The organism is Streptomyces sp. NPDC058000, from assembly GCF_042886435.1.
Taxonomy (GTDB): domain Bacteria; phylum Actinomycetota; class Actinomycetes; order Streptomycetales; family Streptomycetaceae; genus Streptomyces.
Window position 1 is genome coordinate 1 of record NZ_JBHVQS010000096.1, and the last position, 22935, is coordinate 22935.

Here is a 22935-nt window from a genome sequence, read left to right on the forward strand (position 1 = left end):
GTGCCGGACTGCTTCGCTTTACGTCCGGCACACCCCCACCCCACAGACCCGTCCCCTCCCGTGAGTGGGTGGGAAAAGGGCGGATGGGCTTCGTGTGGAGGGGCTGGTGCGGGGGCGGTGGCTAAAAGGAAGACGGCCGGCCCCTGAGGGGACCGGCCGTCTTCATTCTGTGCCGAGGGTTACTTCACCGGCTCCGGCTCCGGTGCATCCGCCGGCTCCGCCTCGTCCGACGGCGGATCCATCGGCGTCCTGACGGAGTCCAGCAGCAGCTGGGCGACGTCCACGACCTGGATGGACTCCTTGGCCTTGCCGTCGTTCTTCTTGCCGTTGACGGAGTCCGTCAGCATGACCAGGCAGAACGGGCAGGCCGTCGAGACGATGTCGGGGTTGAGCGAGAGGGCCTCGTCGACGCGCTCGTTGTTGATGCGCTTGCCGATCCGCTCCTCCATCCACATCCGCGCGCCGCCGGCGCCGCAGCAGAAGCCGCGCTCCTTGTGGCGGTGCATCTCCTCGTTCCGCAGGCCCGGGACCTTGCCGATGATCTCGCGCGGCGGCGTGTAGATCTTGTTGTGGCGGCCCAGGTAGCACGGGTCGTGGTACGTGATGATGCCCTCGACCGGGGTGACCGGGACGAGCTTGCCCTCGTCGACGAGGTGCTGGAGCAGCTGCGTGTGGTGGATCACCTCGTAGTCGCCGCCGAGCTGCGGGTACTCGTTGCCGAGCGTGTTGAGGCAGTGCGGGCAGGTCGCGACGATCTTCTTCGACGCCTTGGGCTTCTTCGTCGACTCGTCTTCGCTGTCCTCGCCGAAGGCCGTGTTCAGGGCCTCGACGTTCTGCTGGCCGAGCTGCTGGAAGAGGAACTCGTTGCCCAGACGGCGGGCGGAGTCACCGGTGCACGCCTCGTCGCCGCCCATGATCGCGAACTTCACGCCCGCGATGTGCAGCAGCTCGGCGAACGCCTTGGTGGTCTTCTTGGCGCGGTCCTCCAGGGCGCCGGCGCAACCGACCCAGTAGAGGTAGTCGACCTCGGTGAGGTCCTCGATGTCCTTGCCGACGACCGGGATCTCGAAGTCGACCTCCTTGGTCCAGGCCAGACGCTGCTTCTTGGCCAGGCCCCAGGGGTTGCCCTTCTTCTCCAGGTTCTTGAGCATCGTGCCCGCCTCGGACGGGAACGCGGACTCGATCATGACCTGGTAGCGGCGCATGTCGACGATGTGGTCGACGTGCTCGATGTCGACCGGGCACTGCTCGACGCAGGCGCCGCAGGTGGTGCAGGACCACAGGACGTCGGGGTCGATGACCCCGTTCTCCTCAAGGGTGCCGATCAGCGGGCGCTCGGCCTCGGCGAGGGCGGCGGCCGGGACGTCCTTGAGCTGCTCCTCGGTCGCCTTCTCGTTGCCCTCGGCGTCCTTGCCGCCGCCGGCGAGCAGGTACGGCGCCTTGGCGTGCGCGTGGTCGCGCAGCGACATGATCAGCAGCTTGGGGGAGAGCGGCTTGCCGGTGTTCCAGGCGGGGCACTGCGACTGGCAGCGACCGCACTCGGTGCAGGTGGAGAAGTCCAGCAGGCCCTTCCACGAGAAGTGCTCGACCTGGGAGACGCCGAACTGGTCGTCCTCGCCCGGGTCTTCGAAGTCGATCGGCTTGCCCGCCGACGTCATCGGCTGGAGCGCGCCCAGCGCCGTGCCGCCGTCCGCCTCGCGCTTGAACCAGATGTTGGGGAAGGCCAGGAACCGGTGCCAGGCCACGCCCATGTCGGTCTTGAGGGCGACCGTGATCATCCAGATGAACGAGGTGGCGATCTTCACGCCGGCGAAGAAGTAGGTGAGGTTCTGCAGCGTGCCGACGCTCATCCCCTTGAACGCCGCGACCAGCGGGTACGAGAGGAAGTACGCGGGCTCGTAGTGGTCGACGCCGTGCTGGGCGCCCTCCAGGGCGTGCAGCGAGAAGATGCAGATGCCGACGATGAGGATGACGGACTCGACGAAGTACGCCTGGCCCGTGTTGGAGCCCGCGAAGCGGGACTTGCGGCCCGCCCCGCCCGGCCGGTTCAGCTGCCGGATGACGATCAGGACGACGATGCCGACGGTCGTCAGGGTGCCCATGCCCTCGACCCACAGCTCCCAGGGAAGCCAGTTGCCGATGATCGGCAGGATCCAGTCGGCCTTGAAGAGCTGGCCGATGGCGTTGACGATCGTCAGCAGCAGCGACAGGAAGCCCACCGCCACGAACCAGTGCGCCACGCCGACGACGCCCCAGCGGTTCATCCGGGTGTGGCCGAGGAACTCCTTGGCCACGGTGACCGTGCGCTGCACGGGCTCGTCGGTGCGGGAACCGGCGGGCACGGGCTGGCCGAGCCGGACCTGGCGGAAGATCTGCAGGATGGCACGGCCGAACAGCGCGACGCCGACCGCGATTAGGACCAGCGACACGATGATCGCGGCGAGTTGCATTTGGGGGCTCCTCGGACCTGCGAGAGCGGGCGAAATCGGAGGGATCCGCGCGATCGGAACGGCCGGGCGCGGAGATCCTGAGCGGAATTACTAAGCGGTAACTTTTTGGGTCTGCGCTGAGGTTACCCAGTATTCCGGGCCCCATGAAGGCGCCCGGCCGGTGATCTGTGTCGCGCGGGCAACCGGTCGACCGCCCCTGGCGTCCTCCGGAATGGCCTGGTGAGGATAAGAGATACATAAAAGTTGAGTGCGCTCGACTCAGGTCTGTTGACAGGTCCGAATCGGTGTTGCACTCTTGAGCCTGTTCCACTCAAGTCAGCTGGAGGAATCGAAATGGCACGTGCGGTCGGCATCGACCTGGGCACGACTAACTCTGTCGTCAGTGTTCTCGAAGGCGGTGAGCCCACCGTCATCACCAACGCCGAGGGCGCCAGGACCACGCCGTCCGTCGTCGCCTTCGCCAAGAACGGCGAGGTGCTGGTCGGCGAGGTCGCCAAGCGCCAGGCGGTGACCAACGTCGAGCGGACGATCCGGTCGGTCAAGCGTCACATGGGCACTGACTGGAAGATCAACGTCGACGAGAAGGACTTCAACCCGCAGCAGATCTCTGCGTTCATCCTGCAGAAGCTGAAGCGGGACGCGGAGTCCTACCTCGGCGAGAAGGTCACCGACGCGGTCATCACCGTCCCGGCGTACTTCAACGACTCCGAGCGCCAGGCCACCAAGGAGGCCGGTGAGATCGCGGGCCTCAACGTCCTGCGCATCGTCAACGAGCCCACCGCCGCCGCCCTGGCCTACGGCCTGGACAAGGAAGACCAGACCATTCTCGTCTTCGACCTCGGTGGCGGCACCTTCGACGTGTCGCTGCTGGAGATCGGCGACGGCGTCGTCGAGGTGAAGGCCACCAACGGTGACAACCACCTCGGTGGTGACGACTGGGACCAGCGCGTCGTCGACTTCCTGGTCAAGCAGTTCGCCAACGGTCACGGCGTCGACCTCGCCAAGGACAAGATGGCGCTCCAGCGCCTGCGCGAGGCCGCGGAGAAGGCGAAGATCGAGCTGTCGTCGTCCAGCGAGACGACGATCAACCTGCCTTACATCACCGCCTCCGCCGAGGGCCCGCTGCACCTGGACGAGAAGCTCACGCGCTCGCAGTTCCAGCAGCTCACCGCGGACCTGCTCGACCGCTGCAAGACCCCGTTCCACAACGTGATCAAGGACGCCGGCATCGCGCTGTCCGAGATCGACCACGTGGTCCTGGTCGGCGGCTCGACCCGGATGCCCGCCGTCGCCGAGCTCGTCAAGGAGCTGACCGGCGGCAAGGACGCCAACAAGGGCGTCAACCCGGACGAGGTCGTCGCCATGGGCGCCAGCCTCCAGGCCGGTGTCCTCAAGGGCGAGGTCAAGGACGTCCTCCTGCTGGACGTCACCCCGCTGTCCCTCGGCATCGAGACCAAGGGCGGCATCATGACCAAGCTGATCGAGCGCAACACCACGATCCCGACCAAGCGCTCGGAGATCTTCACCACGGCCGAGGACAACCAGCCGTCCGTGCAGATCCAGGTCTACCAGGGCGAGCGCGAGATCGCGGCGTACAACAAGAAGCTCGGGATGTTCGAGCTGACCGGTCTGCCGCCGGCCCCGCGTGGCGTCCCGCAGATCGAGGTCTCCTTCGACATCGACGCCAACGGCATCATGCACGTGACCGCGAAGGACCTGGGCACGGGCAAGGAGCAGAAGATGACCGTCACCGGCGGCTCTTCGCTGCCGAAGGACGAGGTCGACCGGATGCGTGAGGAGGCCGAGCGCTACGCGGACGAGGACCACAAGCGCCGCGAGGCCGCCGAGACCCGCAACCAGGGCGAGCAGCTGGTCTACCAGACCGAGAAGTTCCTCAAGGACAACGAGGACAAGGTGCCCGCCGAGGTCAAGACCGAGGTCGAGTCCGCCGTCGGTGAGCTGAAGGAAAAGCTCAAGGGCGAGGACACCGCGGAGATCAAGACCGCCTCCGAGAAGGTCGCGGCCGTCTCCCAGAAGCTGGGCCAGGCCATGTACGCCGACGCCCAGGCGGCCCAGGGTGCGGCCGGTGCCGAGGGTGCCGCCGCCGGTGGCCAGCAGGCCAAGGCCGAGGACGACGTCGTCGACGCCGAGATCGTCGACGACGAGAAGCCGAAGAAGGACGGTGCGGCGTGACGGAGGAGACCCCGGGCTTCGACGAGAAGCCCGACGTCCCTTCCGATGCCGCTTCCGAAGACGCGGCACAGGCCGAGTCCGCCGACAAGGCGGGCTCGGCCCCGGCCGGGGACGTCCAGGACGTAGCGCTCCAGGCCCAGTTGGACCAGGTGCGCACCGCACTCAACGAGCGCACCGCCGACCTCCAGCGACTCCAGGCGGAGTACCAGAACTACCGCCGCCGGGTGGAGCGCGACCGGGTGACGGTCAAGGAGATCGCCGCGGCGAACCTGCTGTCCGATCTCCTTCCGGTGCTCGACGACATCGGTCGGGCCCGGGAGCACGGCGAGTTGGTCGGCGGCTTCAAGTCGGTGGCCGAGTCGCTGGAGACCGTGGCCGCCAAGCTCGGTCTTCAGCAGTTCGGCAAGGAGGGCGAGCCCTTCGACCCGATGATCCATGAAGCGCTGATGCACTCGTACGCGCCCGATGTCACGGAGACGACATGCGTCGCCATCCTGCAGCCCGGGTATCGCATCGGTGAGCGCACGATCCGCCCCGCGCGGGTCGCGGTCGCCGAGCCGCAGCCGGGCACGCAGAACGCCAAGTCCGCCTCCGAGAAGGAGACCAAGGGCGCCAAGGGCGGCAAGGGAGCCAAGGGTGCCAAGGCTGCGGACAAGGAGAGCGGTGGCCCGGACAAGGGCTGACGTACGGGCCGACGAGAGAACCGCCCGGAAGGAGGGACGTCGAGGATGAGCACCAAGGACTTCGTCGAGAAGGACTATTACAAGGTCCTCGGCGTCCCCAAGGACGCCACCGAGGCGGAGATCAAGAAGGCGTACCGCAAGCTCGCCCGCGAGTTCCACCCGGACGCCAACAAGGGCGACGCCAAGGCCGAGGAGCGCTTCAAGGAGATCTCCGAGGCCAACGACGTGCTCGGCGACGCCAAGCGTCGCAAGGAGTACGACGAGGCACGGGCGCTGTTCGGCAACGGCGGCTTCCGGCCCGGCCCCGGCGGGGGCGGAAGCTTCAACTTCGACCTCGGCGACCTCTTCGGGGGCGCCGGGGGCGCGGGCGGTTCCGGCGGGTCCGGTGGCTTCGGCGGCGGGATCGGGGACGTCTTCGGCGGCCTCTTCAACCGCGGCGGCTCCACCACCCGTACGCAGCCGCGCCGCGGCCAGGACATCGAGTCCGAGGTGACGCTCAGCTTCACCGAGGCGGTCGACGGGGCCACGGTCCCGCTGCGGATGTCCAGCCAGGCGCCCTGCAAAGCGTGTTCCGGCACCGGCGACAAAAACGGTACGCCTCGGGTCTGCCCGACCTGCGTCGGCACCGGCCAGGTCAGCCGGGGCGCGGGCGGTGGCTTCTCGCTCACCGACCCGTGCGCCGACTGCAAGGGCCGCGGCCTGATCGCCCAGGAGCCCTGCGAGGTCTGCAAGGGCAGCGGGCGCGCGTCCAGCGCCCGCACGATGCAGGTCCGCATCCCCGCCGGCGTCTCGAACGGGCAGCGCATCCGGCTGCGCGGCAAGGGCGCCCCGGGCGAGCACGGCGGCCCGGCCGGCGACCTGTACGTGGTCGTCCACGTCGACGACCACCCGGTCTTCGGCCGCAAGGGCGACAACCTCACCGTCACGGTGCCGGTCACCTTCCCGGAGGCCGCGCTCGGCGGTGAGATCAAGGTGCCGACGTTGGGCGGCCCGCCGGTCACGCTGAAGCTGCCGGCCGGCACCCCCAACGGACGCACGATGCGGGCCCGCGGCAAGGGCGCGGCCCGCAAGGACGGCACCCGCGGTGACCTGCTGGTCACCATAGAGGTGGTCGTTCCCGGGGACCTCGGCGACAAGGCGAAGGAAGCGCTGGAGTCCTATCGCGAGGCGACCGCGGGCCCGGACCCGCGGACGGAGCTGTTCCAGGCCGCGAAGGGAGCATGAGATGGACAGCCGGGGCGGGCAGCGTCGTAACCCCTATGAACTGACCGACGAATCGCCGGTGTACGTCATCTCCGTCGCGGCCCAACTCTCCGGCCTGCACCCGCAGACCCTGCGGCAGTACGACCGCCTGGGCCTGGTCTCTCCCGACCGCACGGCCGGTCGGGGGCGCCGCTACTCCGCCCGCGACATTGAACTGCTGCGCACCGTCCAGCAGTTGTCGCAGGAGGAGGGCATCAACCTCGCCGGCATCAAGCGCATCATCGAGCTGGAGAACCAGGTCGCGGCCCTCCAGCAGCGGGTCGCCGAACTCCAGGGCGCCCTGGAGGGCGCGGCCAGCACGATGCGGCAGCGGGAGGCGGCGGTGCACGCCTCCTACCGCCGCGACCTGGTGCCGTATCAGGACGTGCAGCAGACCAGCGCGCTGGTGGTCTGGCGGCCCAAGCGGCCGTCGGAATGACGCCGTAGCGGACGCGATGAAGGGCCGGGGTGGACACACCACCCCGGCCCTTCGCATGTCGTTGTCGGCTCCGTGCGGTCAGCAGCCGTTGTACCCGGCCGTCGGCATCGACAGCCGGCGGTGCACGTGCGACTTCATCGCCAGGGTGTAGACCGGTTCGTCCAGGTCGGTGGTCTCCAGTCGGACGCCCGCCGCCGCGCACCGTGCGGTGAACTCGTCGGCGCCGTCGATGGCGGACTCCAGCGCCCGGCGGTTGGGCGTCACGAACACGTCGACCAGGCCCTCTTCGACGTCGCGCCACAGCGCGCTGTGGTCGGCGCGCAGCTGGTGCAGGCTGAGCTGGCAGGTCAGGCGGTAGTCACGGGCTGCCGCCCACTGTTTGCACATGGCGTGCTGGCTGCGGTCATCGACCAGGAACGGATCCTCGTCCAGCTCGGACAGCGGCATCAGGCAGGCGATCGCCGTCACTCGGACCGAGTTCATCGTGCCCTCCGGGGCGTGGCGACTGTGGGGGCGACGATACCCCCGCCAAGGGCCCGGGGAGGAGGGGCTGCGCCGGGCGGCGAGGCATATCCGCAGGCATGGCAGATCTTCCAGCCGTCCTGATTCACGGCCAACTGGCCTCCGCACCGGGGGCAGCTCTCGGCGGAGGGGCGGGGTCGGGCCGTCCGTTTCCTGGGTAGGCGGCGCGGAACGGTCGTCGTGTTGCCCGATACCGACGCCATGCGGCCTCCAGCTGCCGTCTTTTGCCTGGGACAGGGCCGATGCCGCTCGTCGATGTGCGGAGGTGTTCGGTTCCTGCCGTTCTTGAGTACCAGGTGGGCGCCGGATGACGGATCTGGAGGATGCGGTTTCGGCCAGGTCCGGACCTGTGTGTGGTGGCTGGGTGGCCGGTAGCCGTGCCGGCAGTGAACGCGGGCCGGTGGACGGCCGATTCGGCGGCGGTGCTGGTGCTGGTGAGGCGGGTGTGGTGTCGCGGGGTGGGGCGGGCGCTCAGGCCCGGCCGAGGGCCTTCGTCACCGCGATCTCGATCATCACGCGGTCGGGGTTGGGCTCCGGGGTCCGGCCGTACCGCTCGGCGTACCGGCGCACCGCGTCGGCCACCGTCTCCGCGTCCGTCCGCACCCGGGCGACGCCCTCCAGGGTCGCCCAGCGACCGCGGTCCACCTGGCACACCGCCACCCGCGCCCCGTCGGCGCCGGCGGCGAGGACGTTCTTGACCTTGGTGCTGTCCTTGCGGGTGATGATCCGCGCGATCCGCTGCCCGGCGTCATAGGTGACACCGACCGGGACGACGTGCGGGGTGCCGTTGGCCCGCAGGGTCGTGAGGGTCGGCATCTGGTACTCGCCCCAGAAGGCGAGGTACTCGGGGGACAGCGCGCTCAGGTCGTGGGCCATGGGGGCCAGGGTAGTTGGCGCGGTGCGGGGCCCGGCAGGGGATCAGAGGAAGTCGGTGGTCTCCAGGTCGAAGGAGAAGGGGGCGGGGAGGGGGAGGGGATCGCCGAAGGGGGCGGTGTGGGTGGTGAGGTAGTCGTCGCCCTTCGGCTCGCTGAAGACCGTGACCGCGGACTTGCTGCGGTCGACGAGAAGATAGAGCGGAATGGCAGCGCGTGCGTAGGCGTGGCGCTTGGCGACACGGTCGTTGCGGGGCCTGCTCGATGTCACCTCGACGACCATGGCGACGCCGTCGCTGGGCATCCATGGCTCCGCACCCCGGAAGAGACGCATCGCGTACGGGGCGATGGTGGCGTCGGGGATCACGTGGTCCGCGGGCTGGTCGTCCGCGCTGGGAAGGACGAGTCCCTTGTACCCCGAGATCTGCATGTCGGTCGCGGACCTTCGTGTCACCTGCCTGCCGATGATGCCCAGGTAGTCCTCATGGTCGCCATCCGTCGGCGGTGTCACGACAATCTCCCCCTCGATGAGCTCGGCCCGGAAGCCTGTCGGAGTTTCCAGGGCCAGAAAGCCCTTGAGGAGGGAGTCGTCCTGCGTGGGCATCGGCTCGTGTGCCATAGCCGTCATGCTGCACCTCCTTGTGGTCGGAGACCAGTGTTGCTCGATGAGGACAGTGACACGGGCATATTCCGAGGCGGTTTCGCTCGCACGAGTGAGGCTTGAGTGGAATAGACTCAACTTATCGTACGTTGAGCAAGGCAGGATTGGATTAGGGGAGCGCGCGGAGCGCCGGAACGCACGAGGAGGACCAGGAAGACGTGGACGCCGAGCTGACCAACAAGAGCCGGGAGGCGCTGAGCGCCGCCAATGAGCGGGCGATCACCGCCGGGCACGCGGACATGACGTCCGCGCATCTGTTGCTCGCGCTGCTAGCGGGGCGGGCCGACGACAACGCGAACATCATGGACCTGCTGGCGGCCGTCGAGGCGGACGCCGCCCAGTTGCGGTCCGGCGCCGAGCGGCAGCTGGCCGGGCTGCCCAGCGTCCAGGGTTCGACGGTGGCCCCGCCGCAGCCGGACCGCGAGCTGCTCGCCGTCATCGCGGACGCCGCCCAGCGCGCCAAGGAGCTGGGCGACGCGTACATCTCCACCGAGCACCTGCTCATCGGCATCGCGGCCAAGGGCGGCCGTACCGGTGAGCTGCTGGAACAGCAGGGTGCCAGCGCCAAGAAGCTGCTGGCGGCCTTCGAGGCCAGTCGCGGCGGGCAGCGGGTGACCACCCCGGACCCGGAGGGCACGTACAAGGCGCTGGAGAAGTTCGGTACGGACTTCACCGCGGCGGCCCGGGAGGGCAAGCTCGACCCGGTCATCGGCCGGGACCAGGAGATCCGCAGGGTGGTGCAGGTGCTCTCCCGCCGGACGAAGAACAACCCGGTGCTGATCGGTGAGCCGGGCGTCGGCAAGACCGCGGTCGTCGAGGGGCTGGCCCAGCGGATCGTCAAGGGCGACGTCCCCGAGTCGCTGCGCAACAAGCGGCTGGTCGCGCTGGACCTGGGCGCGATGGTCGCGGGCGCGAAGTACCGCGGTGAGTTCGAGGAGCGGCTGAAGACCGTCCTGGCCGAGATCAAGGCCAGCGACGGCCAGATCATCACCTTCATCGACGAGCTGCACACCGTCGTCGGCGCGGGCGCCGGCGGCGACTCGGCCATGGACGCGGGCAACATGCTCAAGCCGATGCTGGCACGCGGTGAGCTGCGGATGGTCGGCGCCACCACCCTGGACGAGTACCGCGAGCGGATCGAGAAGGACCCGGCGCTGGAGCGGCGCTTCCAGCAGGTGCTGGTCGCCGAGCCGACCGTCGAGGACACGGTGGCGATCCTGCGCGGCCTCAAGGGACGCTACGAGGCGCACCACAAGGTCCAGATCGCCGACTCCGCACTGGTCGCCGCGGCCACCCTCTCCGACCGCTACATCACCTCCCGTTTCCTCCCCGACAAGGCCATCGACCTGGTCGACGAGGCCGCCTCCCGGCTCCGGATGGAGATCGACTCGTCCCCGGTCGAGATCGACGAGCTCCAGCGCGCCGTGGACCGGCTGAAGATGGAGGAACTGGCGCTGCGCAACGAGACCGACGCCGGCTCCGTGGCGCGGCTGGAGAAGCTGCGCAAGGACCTCGCCGACAAGGAGGAGGAGCTGCGCGGTCTGACCGCGCGCTGGGAGAAGGAGAAGCAGAGCCTCAACCGCGTCGGTGAGTTGAAGGAGCGCCTCGACGACCTGCGCGGCCAGGCCGAACGCGCCCAGCGCGACGGCGACTTCGACACCGCCTCCAAGCTGCTGTACGGGGAGATTCCCGGCCTGGAGCGGGAATTGGAGGAGGCCGCCCGGGCGGAGGCCGAGCAGTCGGCGGCCAAGGACACCGGCGGCGCCATGGAGTCGATGGTCAAGGAGGAGGTCGGCCCGGACGACATCGCGGACGTGGTCGGTGCCTGGACGGGCATTCCGGCCGGGCGCCTGCTGGAGGGCGAGACGCAGAAGCTGCTGCGTATGGAGGAGGAGCTCGGCAAGCGGCTGATCGGCCAGAGCGAGGCGGTCCGCGCGGTCTCCGACGCGGTGCGCCGCACCCGCGCCGGGATCGCCGACCCGGACCGGCCCACCGGCTCGTTCCTCTTCCTCGGCCCGACCGGCGTCGGCAAGACCGAGCTGGCCAAGGCGCTGGCGGACTTCCTGTTCGACGACGAGCGGGCGATGGTCCGGATCGACATGTCGGAGTACGGCGAGAAGCACAGCGTGGCCCGGCTGGTGGGCGCGCCCCCCGGCTACGTCGGCTACGAGGAGGGCGGCCAGCTCACCGAGGCGGTCCGCCGCCGCCCGTACAGCGTCGTGCTGCTGGACGAGGTGGAGAAGGCGCACCACGAGGTCTTCGACATCCTCCTCCAGGTGCTCGACGACGGGCGTCTCACGGACGGCCAGGGCCGTACCGTCGACTTCCGCAACACCATCCTCATACTCACCTCCAACCTCGGCTCGAACTTCCTGATGGACCCGCTGCTGAAGGAGGAGCAGAAGAAGGAGAAGGTGCTTCAGACGGTCCGCAGCGCGTTCCGCCCCGAATTCCTCAACCGCCTGGACGACCTGGTCGTCTTCCACCCGCTCGGCACGGAGCAGCTGGAGCGGATCGCCCGGATCCAGCTGGACCACCTCCAGAGCCGCCTGGCCGACCGCCGACTCACCCTCGACGTCACCGACCGGGCGCTGACCTGGCTCGCCTGGCTCGGCCAGCAACCGGTCGCAGGCGCCCCGGCCCCGGACCTCTCCTACGGTGCCCGTCCGCTGCGCCGCCTGGTCCAGAGCGCCATCGGCGACCAGCTGGCGCGCGCCATCCTGGCCGGCGACGTGCTAGACGGGGACACCGTCCGGGTGGACGTGGACAGCGACGGCGAGGGCCTGTCGGTCGAGGCGGTCCGCCCCACGGCCTGAGGGTTCGGCGGCCGCACGACCCTCCCGCCGACCCCCGTACGCGCCGGTCAGCGGTCCGGGCTTGCCAGGACCGGGCGCGTATGGGGGAGGATGGCAAGGACCATACGAAGGGAATTCCACGGTGAGCATCGACCCGTCCTCGATTCCGAATTTCGGGGGCCAGCCCGAACCGCAGCCGTCGGGGCCTGATGGTCCCGTCGTCCCCGACCAGGACCTGGTCAAGCAGCTTCTTGAGCAGATGGAGCTGAAGTACGTCGTCGACGAGGAGGGTGACCTCGCCGCCCCGTGGGAGCAGTTCCGCACGTACTTCATGTTCCGCGGTGAGGAAGAGCAGGAGATCTTCTCCGTCCGCACGTTCTACGACCGCGTCCACGGCATCGACGAAAAGTTGAAGCTGCTGGAGGCCATCGACGACTGGAACCGTCGGACGCTCTGGCCCAAGGTGTACACCCACACCCACGACGACGGCAGCGTCCGTCTGATCGGTGAGGCATCGATGCTGGTCGGCACCGGTGTCGCGCTCGAACACTTTGTGTCGAGCACGGTCAGTTGGGTGCGTGCCTCGATCGAATTCGACAAGTGGATCGTCGAGCAGCTCGGCCTGGAAGCCGAGATCGAAGGCGACTCCGACGAGAAGCCGGGCGACGACGAGGCGTAGAGCCCCGTCCGCCCCGGCTGCCCGGGCCCCGAACCGACCCGTCGGTTCGGGGCCCGCGTCATGTCCGCCCCGGGGCGGGCCCGCCCCGGCTCACAGCGGCACCGCCGCCACACCCCCGCCCCGCTCCGGTAAGGGACCGGAACAGGGACCGGCAGCGGCGTCGGTCACAGCCGCTTCAGCCGTCCCGCCGCCTCCTCCAGGACGGCGACGCTCTTGCAGAAGGCGAAGCGGACGAAGGGCGCGCCCTGGTCCTGGTGGTCGTAGAAGACGGCGTTGGGGATGGCGACGACGCCGGCGCGTTCGGGGAGGGCGCGGCAGAAGGCGAAGCCGTCCGTTGCGCCGAGGGGGCGGATGTCGGTGGTGATGAAGTAGGTGCCGGCCGGGCGGAAGACCTGGAAGTCGGCGTCGGTGAGGCCGGCGGCGAGGATGTCGCGCTTGGCGCGCAGGTCCTCGCGGAGCCCGGTGAAGTAGGAGTCGGGCAGGGCCAGCGCCTCGGCCACGGCGTACTGGAAGGGGCCGGCCGAGACGTAGGTGAGGAACTGCTTGGCGGAGCGGACCGCGGTGATCAGCGCGGGGGAGGCGGTGACCCAGCCGACCTTCCAGCCGGTGAACGAGAAGGTCTTGCCGGCCGAGCTGATGGTGACGGTGCGCTCGCGCATACCGGGGAACGACGCCAGCGGCAGGTGCTCGCCCTCGAAGACCAGGTGCTCGTAGACCTCGTCGGCGACGACCAGGAGGTCGTGCTCGACGGCCAGCGCGGCGATGGCGGCGAGCTCGTCACGGGAGAGCACGGTGCCTGTGGGGTTGTGGGGAGTATTGAGGAGGATGAGTCGGGTGTTGTCGGTGATGGCGGCGCGGAACTCGTCGAGATCGAGGTGGTACGTGCCGGTCTCCGCGGACGGGCGCAGGGTCACCGGAACGCGGTGGCCGCCGGCCATCGCGATGCAGGCGGCGTACGAGTCGTAGTACGGCTCCAGCGCGATGACCTCGTCGCCCGGTTCGACCAGGGCGAGGAGCGAGGCGGCGATGGCCTCGGTGGCGCCGGCGGTGACCAGGACCTCGGTGTCGGGGTCGTAGGACAGTCCGAGGTGCCCGTAGAAGCGCTGTTGGTGGGCGGCGACGGCGGTGCGCAGTTCGGGGATGCCGGGGCCGGGCGGGTACTGGTTGCCGCGGCCGTCGCGGAGGGCGCGCACCGCGGCCTCCCGGACTTCCTCCGGGCCGTCGGCGTCGGGGAAGCCCTGGCCGAGGTTGATGGAGCCGGTGCGTTGGGCGAGCGCCGACATCTCGGCGAAGATCGTGGTGCCGAATGCGGCGAGGCGTCGGTTGAGCAGCGGTCGGTCCATGCGCGCCATCCTCCGTCGAACCTCTGGAGTTCCTCAACTGTGCTTTGAGCCGCCAGGGGGCCGGGCATCAGCCCCGCACCAAGGACGAGGGCGGCCGCCGGCCAGGGCGGCCTTGCGGCGCGGGACGGCGCCGTGGCGGCGCACGGGGCGCCGACGGAGCGATGCCTCGCTTCGGGGGAACGGAAGGAGAGTGGGGCAAAGATGTCGGGATTCATGGTGTTCGCTGTGATGGTGATCGTCGTGCTGGCGGTGGTGGCCGCGGCCGCGCGGGGCGGCTCGCGCAAGGGGCGCCGCTCGTACGGCAGCTCCAACGGGTACAAGGCGTCCCGCCGTGGCAGCAACAGCAGTGGGAGTGGGGGGAGTTGGTGGGTGGCCGGCGGTGGCGGCTCCGTTTCGAGCGGCGGGCACCATCATCACCACTCCTCGTGCGGCGGGGGCGGCCATCACGGCGGACACTCCTGCGGCGGGGGCTCTTCCTGCGGCGGTGGGGGTGGCTGCGGTGGCGGTTCCTGAGAGGGGCGCCAGGGGGCGCTGAGACGCCCCGACAGGCACTCGTACGCATGTGCCCACGACTGCGGAACGCACCCGTCCGCGGCCGTGGGCACGACGCTTTTCACGACTTGTCCGGCCGTCGCGCGACGGCTCCGCGCGCCGCTGCGCCGGCACACATGCGGCCAGCTCATGCGGCCTCGCATATGCGTCCGGCGCGTGGCGTGAATTGATCCAACACCCGTTGTGCGATGGGGTGTTGAACAGGTGAACTGCATGGCCCTCTAGGGGATGGAAACCAGGGCGAAGATGGGTAAAAACGCTGTGGACGCCACACCATCCGTGATTCCCTCTCCCTTGAGAATCCCCCAGTTCTCGGACCCCGCGTGGGCACGAGCCGGCAGGCAGACGTTCATCCCTGATCCCCATCTCGGGCGGGCCGGCCCACCATCCACTGCGTGCTTGCGGAGCCGACCCATGCTCACCACTCTGAAGACGGCGTACACCGATACCCGCGCATCCGACCTGGCCTGGGCGCTGGGCAGGGAACCCCTGCCGGCGCTGGCCGTACTGGACCTCCAACTCGACGACGCCCGAGTGCAGTTGAGGCTGCTCGGGGCTTCGCATCAGGTGCTGCTCGAAGAGGAGCACGGCAACTGTTCCGAGACCGTCGCCTGTATGCCGGGCAGCAGCACGCCGCTGCCGCTCGGTGTGGCCAAGCGGCTGGGCGACTGGGAGTACGAGTTCGCCGCGCACGTCGAGACGCTCTCCCGCGGTTCGTTCGCCGGCCGGGCACAGGAGTTGCTGGCGCTGGTCGCCGAGCATCCGCACGGTCTCGCCGGCACCTTCCCCGGTTCGCCGCACGCCTTCACCGCGATGTTGGCGCAGCGGCGGCAGGGGCAGGTGCGGTGGCGCACCTGGCACGCGTATCCGCAGGAAGGGCGGCTGGTGGCCACCCGTACGCGGGTGGGGGTGCGGGCGGCGGTCGCCGCCTGACGGCGGTGGTGCCGGGGGCTCGGAGGGGGTGCGGGGCGTCATCTCCGTTGGTCCTTCAACTGGTGTGCGCCGCACGCAGACTGCACTCGTGTGGGTGACATAGGGCCACCAGAACGTCACGTAGCGTTCATGTCATGATCGACCCGCCAGAGCCCCTCGTAGCCGCCGCGCTCGGGCCGCCGGAGGCCCTGACGCCGGCGCGGCTGCCGGTGCCGTCCGGGCTCGGTCGGCTGCTGGTGCTCGCCGCGGTCTTCATCTGCGCGGCCTGCGGCCTGGTCTACGAGCTCGAACTGGTCGCCCTGGCGAGCTACTTGGTCGGCGATTCGGTCACCCAGGCGTCGGTCGTGCTGTCCTTCATGGTCTTCGCGATGGGCGTCGGGGCGCTGCTGGCCAAGCGGCTGCGTTGCCGGGCCGCGGTCGGTTTCGGCGCGGTCGAGGCGGTGCTGGCGCTGGTCGGCGGCGGCTCCGCGATGGCGCTCTACGCCTGCTTCGCCTGGTTCGGCCAGCCCCGTATCGCGCTCGTCGGCTTCTCGCTGGGCATCGGCGTGCTCATCGGCGCCGAGATACCGCTGCTGATGACGCTGATCCAGCGGGTGCGCCGGCAGGACCCGGGCGGCGCGGTGGCCGACCTGTTCGCCGCGGACTACGTCGGCGCGCTGGTCGGCGGACTGGCCTTCCCCTTCCTTCTGCTGCCCTGCTTGGGGCAGTTGACGGGGGCGCTGGTCACCGGGGCGGTCAACCTCCTCGCCGGTGCGGTGCTGGTGCTGTGGCTCTTCGGCCACGATCTGACCACCCGGGCCCGCTGGGCGCTGTTCGGCGTCAACGCGCTGGTGCTCGCGCTGCTGGGTGCGGGGATAGCGCTGGCCGGGCCGTTCGAGCAGGCCGCCCGCCGGGCGGTGTACGGGGCGCAGGCCCGGGTCGCCGAGCAGACCGGCGTCCAGGAGGTGGTGCTGACCGGCGGCGTGGGTGGTGCGCGTGAGGGCGGAGCCGGCTCGGGACGGGGGAGGAAAGGTTCCGGCAGACCGCTGGAGCTGTTCCTCGACGGGCGGCTGAAGGTCAGCTCGGAGAACGAACGCGTCTACCACCAGGCGCTGGTCGGCCCCGTGATGTCGGGCGGTCCGCACGGCCGGGTGCTGGTCCTGGGCGGCGGTGACGGCCTGGCCGTGCGCGAGCTGCTGCGCTACCGCACAGTCCGGTCGGTGACGGTCGTCGAGATCGATCCCGAGGTGGTGCGGCTGGCGCGCACCGACCCGGGGCTGTCCGACCTCAACCGCCACGCGTTCGGCGATCCCCGGGTGCGGGTGGTCTCCGCCGACGCCTTCAACTGGCTGCGCGGGCAAGGCCCTTCGGGCGGGCGGCGGCCGGCGCCCTACGACGTGATCGTCTCCGACCTCCCCGACCCCGGGATCACCGCCAGCACCAAGCTGTACTCCCAGGAGTTCTACGGCCTCGCCGCGCGGGTGCTGGCCGCCGACGGCCGGTTGGTGGTGCACGCCGGGCCGCCGCGCGCCCGGCCACGGACGTACTGGACGGTGGTGGCGACGCTGCGCTCGATGGGCCTGGCGACCCTGCCGTACGGGATCCCCGGCCGGTGGGCGGACTTCTCGGGCGGCCCGGACCGCTCGGTCGCGCAGGTCCCCCAGTCGGGCCGGCCCGGTACGGACGACCGGGGGCCGGGCGCCCCGCCGTCGGACGGGGAGCGGTACTGGGGCTTCGTCCTGGCCGCCCGGCGACCGCCGCGGCTCGGCACGGCCCCGGACGCCCCGCCCGCCGTCGTCCCCCTGAGCGAGCTGCGGGCCGGCTGGCGGCGGGAGCTGCGGGAGCGGATCCCCGGGCTGCCGCCCTCGACGCTGATGCATCCCCGGTATCTCCAGTGAGCGAGCGGGGGCGCCCACCACGGCGGGGCGCGGATCCGGCCGGTGCGGTGCGGGCCGGTCCGGGGCCGCCCGCGAAAAGTTCGCGCCGCAGCGGGCACGGGCGCCGCGGGTGCTGGGTAGGCTCCCATGCCATGGAGCATGAGGTGTACGTTCCGTTTCCCGTCCGGACCGTGCGGCAGGCGCTCACCGAACCGGAGCGCGTGGCGCGCTGTGTCCCAGGAGTCCAACTCGACGCCGATGCGGCCCCATACCGCCCCGAGGGGCGGCTGCGGTTGCGCGTCGGGGGCTCCACCATCACCTACCGCGGTGCGCTGACGGTCAGCGGCGGCTCGGCCGACGGCCCGGGGGGCGGCGCGGAGGACGACTCCGCGGCGACCGGCGACGAGGCCACCGTGGTGACCATCGAGGCGAGCGGTACCGAGACCCGGGGCGAGGGGACCGTGACGCTGACGCTGACCGTACGGCTCGCCCCGGCCTCCGAGCCCGGCCCCGGGACGTCCTTGGTGTGCGCCGGCACGGTCCGCAGCGAGGGCCGGCTGGCCGCCGCCGACGACCAGTCCGTGGCGACCGCCGGGCGGCGGCTGCTGGACCGCTTCGCGGAGAACCTCGCGGCGGATCTGACGGACCGGCCGGTCGCGGCGGCGTCGGAGGAGGCCCCCGGACCGGTGCCGCAGAGCGTCTTCGACACCGAGGTACCGCCGCCGTCGCTCGATCCGCTCAGTGACGCGGAGGACGACGTCAGCGTGGTGGCGGACCCCGACGAGCCGGCCGACCTCGCGGCGGACGACGTCCCCGAGGTGGCTCCCTTCGGGGACGACGACGAGGACGGGCTCGGCGTCCCCGGCGGTCCGGAGGAGGTGCCCGAGACCGCGCCGGCGGAGGCCGCGCACGCCCGCCGGACGATGATCGGGCGCAGTGCGGAGGAGGTCGACCACGCTCCGCCGCGCGGCCGGTACGCGCCGGTGCCCGCGCCGGAGCCCGGCGGGAGTTCGGTGCCGCTGCGCTGGGCGGCGCCCGCCGCCGCGGTGGTGCTGGCCTCGGCGGTGGTGGTCGGGCGGGTGCTGCGGCGACGCCGGTGACCGGGCGGTCCGCGGGCGTGGCCGGGGCGTCGGCGCGGGCCGGCCGGCGCCCGGGTCCCGGCGTGCAGACGGTCGCACCGTTAGGGTCGCTTCCGTGAGCACCGAGAACACCACGCAGAGCACGGCGCGGGAGCGCGGCGCGGACGGCGTACAGCTGTCCGCCGGGGACGCCGAACTGACCGTTCACCCGGACCACGGCTGCCGGCTCGGCAGCCTGCGCGTCGGCGGCACGGAGCTGCTGCGGCAGGGCGCCAAGTACGGCAGTTTCCCGATGGTCCCGTGGTGCGGCCGGATCGACCACGGGCGGTTCCGCAACGGCGGCGAACTCCACCAGATGCCGGTCAACTCGCCGCCGCACGCCATCCACGGCACCGGCCGCGACCTCCGCTGGCGCACCGCGCGGACCAGCGACACCGCGGCGGCCTTCACCTACGAGCTGACCGACCCCGCGGCCCCCTGGCCCTACCCGGGCACCGTCACCCAGCTCGTCGAACTGGCCGAGGACGGCGGTTCGCTCACGCTCACCATGGGAGTCGAGGCGATCGGCGACTCGTTCCCGGCGCAGGCCGGCTGGCACCCGTGGTTCCTGCGCAACCTCGGCGAGGGCGAGGACGTCCGGATCGACTTCGCCCCCGAGTGGCAGGAGGAGCGGGGGCCGGACCACCTTCCGACCGGCCGCCGGATCACGCCGCAGCCCGGGCCGTGGGACGACTGCTTCGGCATGCCGCGCGGCGTCGAGGTGACGCTCACCTGGCCGGGACGGCTCCAGCTGACGGTGTCCAGCCGCGCCGAATGGGTCGTGGTCTACGACGAGCAGGACGAGGCGGTCTGCGTCGAGCCGCAGTCCGGCCCGCCGAACGGTCTGAACACCGCCTCCCGTCTGGTCACCCCGATCGACCCGCTGGAGGTCTCGACGACCTGGAGCTGGCGCGCCCTGTAGCCGGCGGACGCCGTGGTGAGGGCTGTCCTAGGGCAGGCTCTAAGCTCGTGCGCATGACTGACGACGTGCGCGGCGAGCTGCTGCAGCAGATCAAGGACAAGGCCGTGGTGCACGGCAAGGTGACGCTCTCCTCCGGCAAGGAGGCCGACTACTACATCGACCTGCGCCGGATCACCCTCGACAGCGAGGCGGCGCCGCTGGTCGGTCAGCTGATGCTCGACCTCACCGCCGATCTGGACTTCGACGCGGTCGGCGGGCTTACGCTCGGCGCCGACCCGGTGGCGACGTCGATGCTGCACGCCGCCGCCGCGCGTGGTCGCCGGCTGGACGCCTTCGTCGTCCGCAAGGCGCAGAAGGCGCACGGCATGCAGCGCCGGATCGAGGGCCCGGACATCAAGGGCCGTCGGGTCCTGGTCGTCGAGGACACCTCGACCACCGGTGGTTCGCCGCTGACCGCCGTCGAGGCGGCGCGGGAGGCCGGCGCCGAGGTGGTTGCGGTTGCGACGATCGTTGACCGCGGCGCCGCTTCGGCCATCGCCGGTGCCGGGCTGCGGTACCTCACCGGCTACCAGCTCGACGATCTCGGCCTGAACTGACGACCCGATCGGGTCGTTCTCACTGACCTGCGACGTTGCCCCGGGCTCGGTGTTTCACGTGAAACCTGGGGCAGGTTTTCCCGTGAAACACCGGGCCCGGTTTCACGTGAAACAGCGCGCTCTTCGCGGGCAGCGGCCGCCCGGGCGATGTGGAGCAATCCAGTGAGTCTGGGAAGATGTGCCACGGCGAAGTCGTCGCCCCCTGGTCAGGGCCAAGAACGCACACCCCGCACACACAAGGAGCGGACAGATGCCCATCGCAACCCCTGAGGTCTACAACGAGATGCTGGACCGGGCGAAGGCAGGCAAGTTCGCCTACCCGGCCATCAACGTGACCTCCACGCAGACGCTGCACGCGGCGCTGCGCGGTTTCGCCGAGGCTGAGAGCGACGGCATCATCCAGATCTCCACCGGTGGTGCGGAGTTCCTGGGCGGCCAGTACAGCAAGGACATGGTCACCGGTGCGGTGGCGCTCGCCGAGTTCGCGCACGTGGTCGCCGAGAAGTATGGCGTCAACGTCGCGCTGCACACCGACCACTGCCCCAAGGACAAGCTGGACGGTTACGTCCGCCCGCTGATCGCGATCTCCGAGGAGCGCGTCAAGGCCGGTCGCAACCCGCTCTTCCAGTCGCACATGTGGGACGGCTCGGCCGAGACCCTCGCCGACAACCTGGCCATCGCGCAGGAGCTGCTGCCCCGCGCCGCCGCCGCCAAGATCATCCTTGAGGTCGAGATCACCCCGACCGGTGGCGAGGAGGACGGCGTCACCCACGAGATCAACGACGAGCTCTACACCACCGTCGAGGACGCGCTGCGCACCGCCGAGGCGCTGGGCCTGGGCGAGCAGGGCCGCTACCTGCTCGCCGCCTCCTTCGGCAACGTCCACGGCGTCTACAAGCCGGGCAACGTCGTGCTCCGCCCCGAGCTGCTGAAGGACCTCCAGCAGGGCGTCGGCGCCAAGTACGGCAAGACCGCTCCGTTCGACTTCGTCTTCCACGGCGGCTCCGGCTCCACCGAGGAGGAGATCGCCACCGCGCTGGAGAACGGCGTGGTCAAGATGAACCTCGACACCGACACCCAGTACGCCTTCACCCGCCCGGTCGCGGACCACATGTTCCGCAACTACGACGGCGTGCTGAAGGTCGACGGCGAGGTCGGCGACAAGAAGACCTACGACCCGCGCAGCTGGGGCAAGCTGGCCGAGGCCGGCATGGCCAAGCGCGTCACCGAGGCGTGCGCCAACCTGCGCTCCACGGGCACCAAGCTCAAGTAGGCGTCGGGCCGCTCAGCGGCTTCCGCAGGGCCCCGCAGCCGTACCGGTTGCGGGGCCCTGCGGCGTCCGGGGCACCGTCGTCGCCGGCCGGGGAGCGGGCGGCCGCGGAACGGGGCATGCTCACCGTATGGATGATCCGGCCAGGAGTGAGCCGGGCGGGGCGGTGGCCGGGAGCGCGCCGGGCCGGGTCCGGCTGGCCTCGTCGCAGGGCCGCTGGGTGCTGACCACCACCGTCCTCGGCTCGGGCATGGCGATGCTGGACAGCACGGTCGTCAATGTCGCGCTGCCGAGGATCGGCGCGGACCTCAACGCGGACCTGGCGGTGCTCCAGTGGACGGTCACCGCCTACATGCTCACCCTCTCCGCGCTGATCCTGCTGGGCGGGGCGCTGGGCGACCGGTTCGGCCGGCGCCGGGTGTTCGTCATCGGCGTCGTGTGGTTCGCGGTGGCCTCGCTGCTGTGCGGGCTGGCGCCGGGCCCGGGGGTGCTGATCACCGCCCGGGCGCTCCAGGGCGTCGGCGGCGCACTGCTCACGCCCGGCTCCCTCGCCCTGATCCAGGCGGTCTTCCACCCCGACGACCGGGCCCGGGCGGTCGGCGCCTGGTCCGGTCTGGGCGGGGTGGCCGCGGCGATCGGCCCGTTCGTCGGCGGCTGGCTGGTGGACGGGGCCGGCTGGCGCTGGGTGTTCTTCCTGAACGTGCCGGTGGCGGCGGCCTGCGTGCCGATCGCGCTGCGGCACGTCCCCGAGACCCGCGAGCGGGGGGCGGGCGGGGCGCACGGCTTCGACGTGGCCGGGGCGGTCCTGGGCGCGCTGGCCCTGGCCGGCGTCACCTACGCGCTGATCGCGGCACCGGGGCGGGGCGCCGCACCCGGGGTGATCGTGCCCGCGGTGGCCGGGGTGCTGCTCGGCGCGGTCTTCCTCCGGGTCGAACGGCGGCGGGCCGATCCGATGCTGCCGCCGAAGATCTTCGCGAACCGCCAGTTCAGCGCCGTCAACGCGGTGACGGTGTGCGTCTACGCCGCGTTCGGCGGGTTCTTCTTCCTCTCCGTGCTCCAGCTCCAGGTCGTCGCCGGCTACTCGGCGCTCCAGGCCGGCACCGCGCTGCTGCCCACGACCGTGCTGATGCTGCTGCTGTCGGCCCGCTCCGGCGAACTGGGCCAGCGGATCGGACCGCGGATCCCGCTCACCGTCGGCCCGGTGCTCTGCGCGGCCGGCATGCTGCTGATGACCCGGGTGGGCCCCAATACGTCCTACGTCGTCGACGTGCTGCCGGCGTTGGTGGTGCTGGGCGCCGGGATGGTGACCCTGGTCGCCCCGCTCACCGCCACCGTGCTGGCGTCGGTGGACGTCGACCGGGCCGGCCTGGCCAGCGGTATCAACAACGCGGCGGCCCGGGCCGCCGGACTGGTGGCGGTGGCCGCACTGCCACTCCTCGCAGGGATGGGCCCGGAGGCGTACCGCTCGGCCCCGGCGTTCGCCGCGGCCTTCCGCCGCGCCATGCCCCTGTGCGCCGCGGTGCTGCTGGTCGGCGCCCTGATCGCCTGGCTGACCGTCCGCAGCGACGTCCTCCACCCCACCGAACCCGAGACCGCCGAGCCGTGCCACGCCGAGTGCACCTACCACTGCGGCGTCACCGCCCCACCCCTGGACCCCGGCGAACACACCACGAACCAGCCCCCTCCACCCCCGTAACCACCGACAGGGGCCCACTCACCCGCGGCAGCCCACTCACCCAAGCCCCCACCCACCGGAATTCCACCCACTCACGGGAGGGGACGGGTCTGTGGGGTGGGGGTGTGCCGGAC

18 protein-coding genes are annotated in these 22935 nt (G+C 70.8%); 13 read left to right on the plus strand and 5 right to left on the minus strand.

All coding sequences use genetic code 11. The features are described from left to right. Nucleotides 1-179 precede the first annotated feature (179 nt). Nucleotides 180-2450: a (Fe-S)-binding protein gene (locus tag ACFVT2_RS41525; protein WP_390027166.1), complete on the minus strand. Its 2271-nt coding sequence runs from the start codon at nucleotides 2448-2450 to the stop codon at nucleotides 180-182. Nucleotides 2451-2783: 333 nt separating this feature from the next. Here ACFVT2_RS41525 and dnaK point away from each other — a divergent pair, with 333 nt between their 5' ends. The 4 genes from dnaK to ACFVT2_RS41545 are packed head-to-tail and all read left to right on the plus strand — an operon-like array spanning nucleotide 2784 to nucleotide 7007. Next, nucleotides 2784-4643: a molecular chaperone DnaK gene (dnaK, locus tag ACFVT2_RS41530; protein ID WP_390027169.1), complete on the plus strand. Its 1860-nt coding sequence runs from the start codon at nucleotides 2784-2786 to the stop codon at nucleotides 4641-4643. Continuing rightward, nucleotides 4640-5326 (plus strand): nucleotide exchange factor GrpE, encoded by a 687-nt coding sequence (gene grpE, locus ACFVT2_RS41535; protein ID WP_390027172.1) that lies wholly within the window; start codon nucleotides 4640-4642, stop codon nucleotides 5324-5326. The genes dnaK and grpE overlap by 4 nt, the downstream gene beginning before the upstream one ends. Before the next feature lie 45 nt (nucleotides 5327-5371). After that, a complete protein-coding gene (gene dnaJ / locus ACFVT2_RS41540; protein WP_390027175.1) occupies nucleotides 5372-6550 on the plus strand; it encodes a molecular chaperone DnaJ in 1179 nt (392 codons plus the stop codon). 1 nt (nucleotide 6551) lies between these two features. Further along, nucleotides 6552-7007: a heat shock protein transcriptional repressor HspR gene (locus ACFVT2_RS41545; RefSeq protein ID WP_390027178.1), complete on the plus strand. Its 456-nt coding sequence runs from the start codon at nucleotides 6552-6554 to the stop codon at nucleotides 7005-7007. 78 nt (nucleotides 7008-7085) lie between these two features. Here the strand turns inward: ACFVT2_RS41545 and ACFVT2_RS41550 are convergent, their stop codons facing one another. The 3 genes from ACFVT2_RS41550 to ACFVT2_RS41560 all read right to left on the minus strand — a co-directional run bounded on the left by ACFVT2_RS41550 (nucleotide 7086) and on the right by ACFVT2_RS41560 (nucleotide 9029). Then, nucleotides 7086-7490, minus strand: coding sequence for a hypothetical protein (locus tag ACFVT2_RS41550; RefSeq protein ID WP_390027181.1), 405 nt, complete (start codon nucleotides 7488-7490; stop codon nucleotides 7086-7088). 510 nt (nucleotides 7491-8000) lie between these two features. Beyond that, the gene (locus tag ACFVT2_RS41555; protein ID WP_390027184.1) at nucleotides 8001-8405 is read right to left on the minus strand and encodes a pyridoxamine 5'-phosphate oxidase family protein; all 405 of its coding nucleotides are present in this window, start codon (nucleotides 8403-8405) and stop codon (nucleotides 8001-8003) included. Between the two features lie 42 nt (nucleotides 8406-8447). Then, nucleotides 8448-9029, minus strand: a complete 582-nt coding sequence (locus ACFVT2_RS41560; RefSeq protein ID WP_390027187.1) for a Uma2 family endonuclease — start codon at nucleotides 9027-9029, stop codon at nucleotides 8448-8450. 191 nt (nucleotides 9030-9220) lie between these two features. On the opposite strand from ACFVT2_RS41560, the gene clpB reads away from it, so the two are divergent. Together clpB and ACFVT2_RS41570 are read left to right on the plus strand one after the other, a co-directional pair. Then, a complete protein-coding gene (gene clpB, locus ACFVT2_RS41565) occupies nucleotides 9221-11878 on the plus strand; it encodes an ATP-dependent chaperone ClpB (RefSeq protein ID WP_390027190.1) in 2658 nt (885 codons plus the stop codon). 121 nt (nucleotides 11879-11999) lie between these two features. Beyond that, nucleotides 12000-12536, plus strand: coding sequence for a YbjN domain-containing protein (locus tag ACFVT2_RS41570; RefSeq protein ID WP_390027193.1), 537 nt, complete (start codon nucleotides 12000-12002; stop codon nucleotides 12534-12536). A gap of 164 nt (nucleotides 12537-12700) precedes the next feature. Here ACFVT2_RS41570 and ACFVT2_RS41575 read toward each other — a convergent pair whose 3' ends face one another. Then, entirely contained in the window at nucleotides 12701-13879 is a 1179-nt protein-coding gene (locus ACFVT2_RS41575) for a pyridoxal phosphate-dependent aminotransferase (RefSeq protein WP_390027196.1), read from the minus strand. Nucleotides 13880-14845: 966 nt separating this feature from the next. On the opposite strand from ACFVT2_RS41575, the gene ACFVT2_RS41580 reads away from it, so the two are divergent. The 7 genes from ACFVT2_RS41580 to ACFVT2_RS41610 all read left to right on the plus strand — a co-directional run bounded on the left by ACFVT2_RS41580 (nucleotide 14846) and on the right by ACFVT2_RS41610 (nucleotide 22822). After that, a complete protein-coding gene (locus ACFVT2_RS41580) occupies nucleotides 14846-15364 on the plus strand; it encodes a DUF2617 family protein (RefSeq protein ID WP_390027199.1) in 519 nt (172 codons plus the stop codon). Between the two features lie 134 nt (nucleotides 15365-15498). Continuing rightward, nucleotides 15499-17241 carry a polyamine aminopropyltransferase gene (locus ACFVT2_RS41585; RefSeq protein ID WP_390027202.1) on the plus strand — a complete coding sequence of 581 codons (1743 nt, stop codon included), beginning with the start codon at nucleotides 15499-15501 and terminating at the stop codon, nucleotides 17239-17241. A 131-nt stretch (nucleotides 17242-17372) separates the two neighbouring features. Continuing rightward, nucleotides 17373-18320 carry a carbon monoxide dehydrogenase subunit G gene (locus tag ACFVT2_RS41590; protein WP_390027205.1) on the plus strand — a complete coding sequence of 316 codons (948 nt, stop codon included), beginning with the start codon at nucleotides 17373-17375 and terminating at the stop codon, nucleotides 18318-18320. A 94-nt stretch (nucleotides 18321-18414) separates the two neighbouring features. Then, complete coding sequence (locus ACFVT2_RS41595; protein ID WP_390027208.1) at nucleotides 18415-19260, plus strand: aldose 1-epimerase; 846 nt, start codon at nucleotides 18415-18417, stop codon at nucleotides 19258-19260. Between the two features lie 53 nt (nucleotides 19261-19313). Beyond that, complete coding sequence (gene pyrE / locus ACFVT2_RS41600; RefSeq protein ID WP_390027211.1) at nucleotides 19314-19856, plus strand: orotate phosphoribosyltransferase; 543 nt, start codon at nucleotides 19314-19316, stop codon at nucleotides 19854-19856. A gap of 250 nt (nucleotides 19857-20106) precedes the next feature. Then, nucleotides 20107-21129, plus strand: a complete 1023-nt coding sequence (gene fbaA / locus ACFVT2_RS41605; RefSeq protein WP_390027214.1) for a class II fructose-bisphosphate aldolase — start codon at nucleotides 20107-20109, stop codon at nucleotides 21127-21129. Between the two features lie 127 nt (nucleotides 21130-21256). After that, the gene (locus ACFVT2_RS41610; protein WP_390027217.1) at nucleotides 21257-22822 is read left to right on the plus strand and encodes an MFS transporter; all 1566 of its coding nucleotides are present in this window, start codon (nucleotides 21257-21259) and stop codon (nucleotides 22820-22822) included. Nucleotides 22823-22935 lie beyond the last annotated feature (113 nt).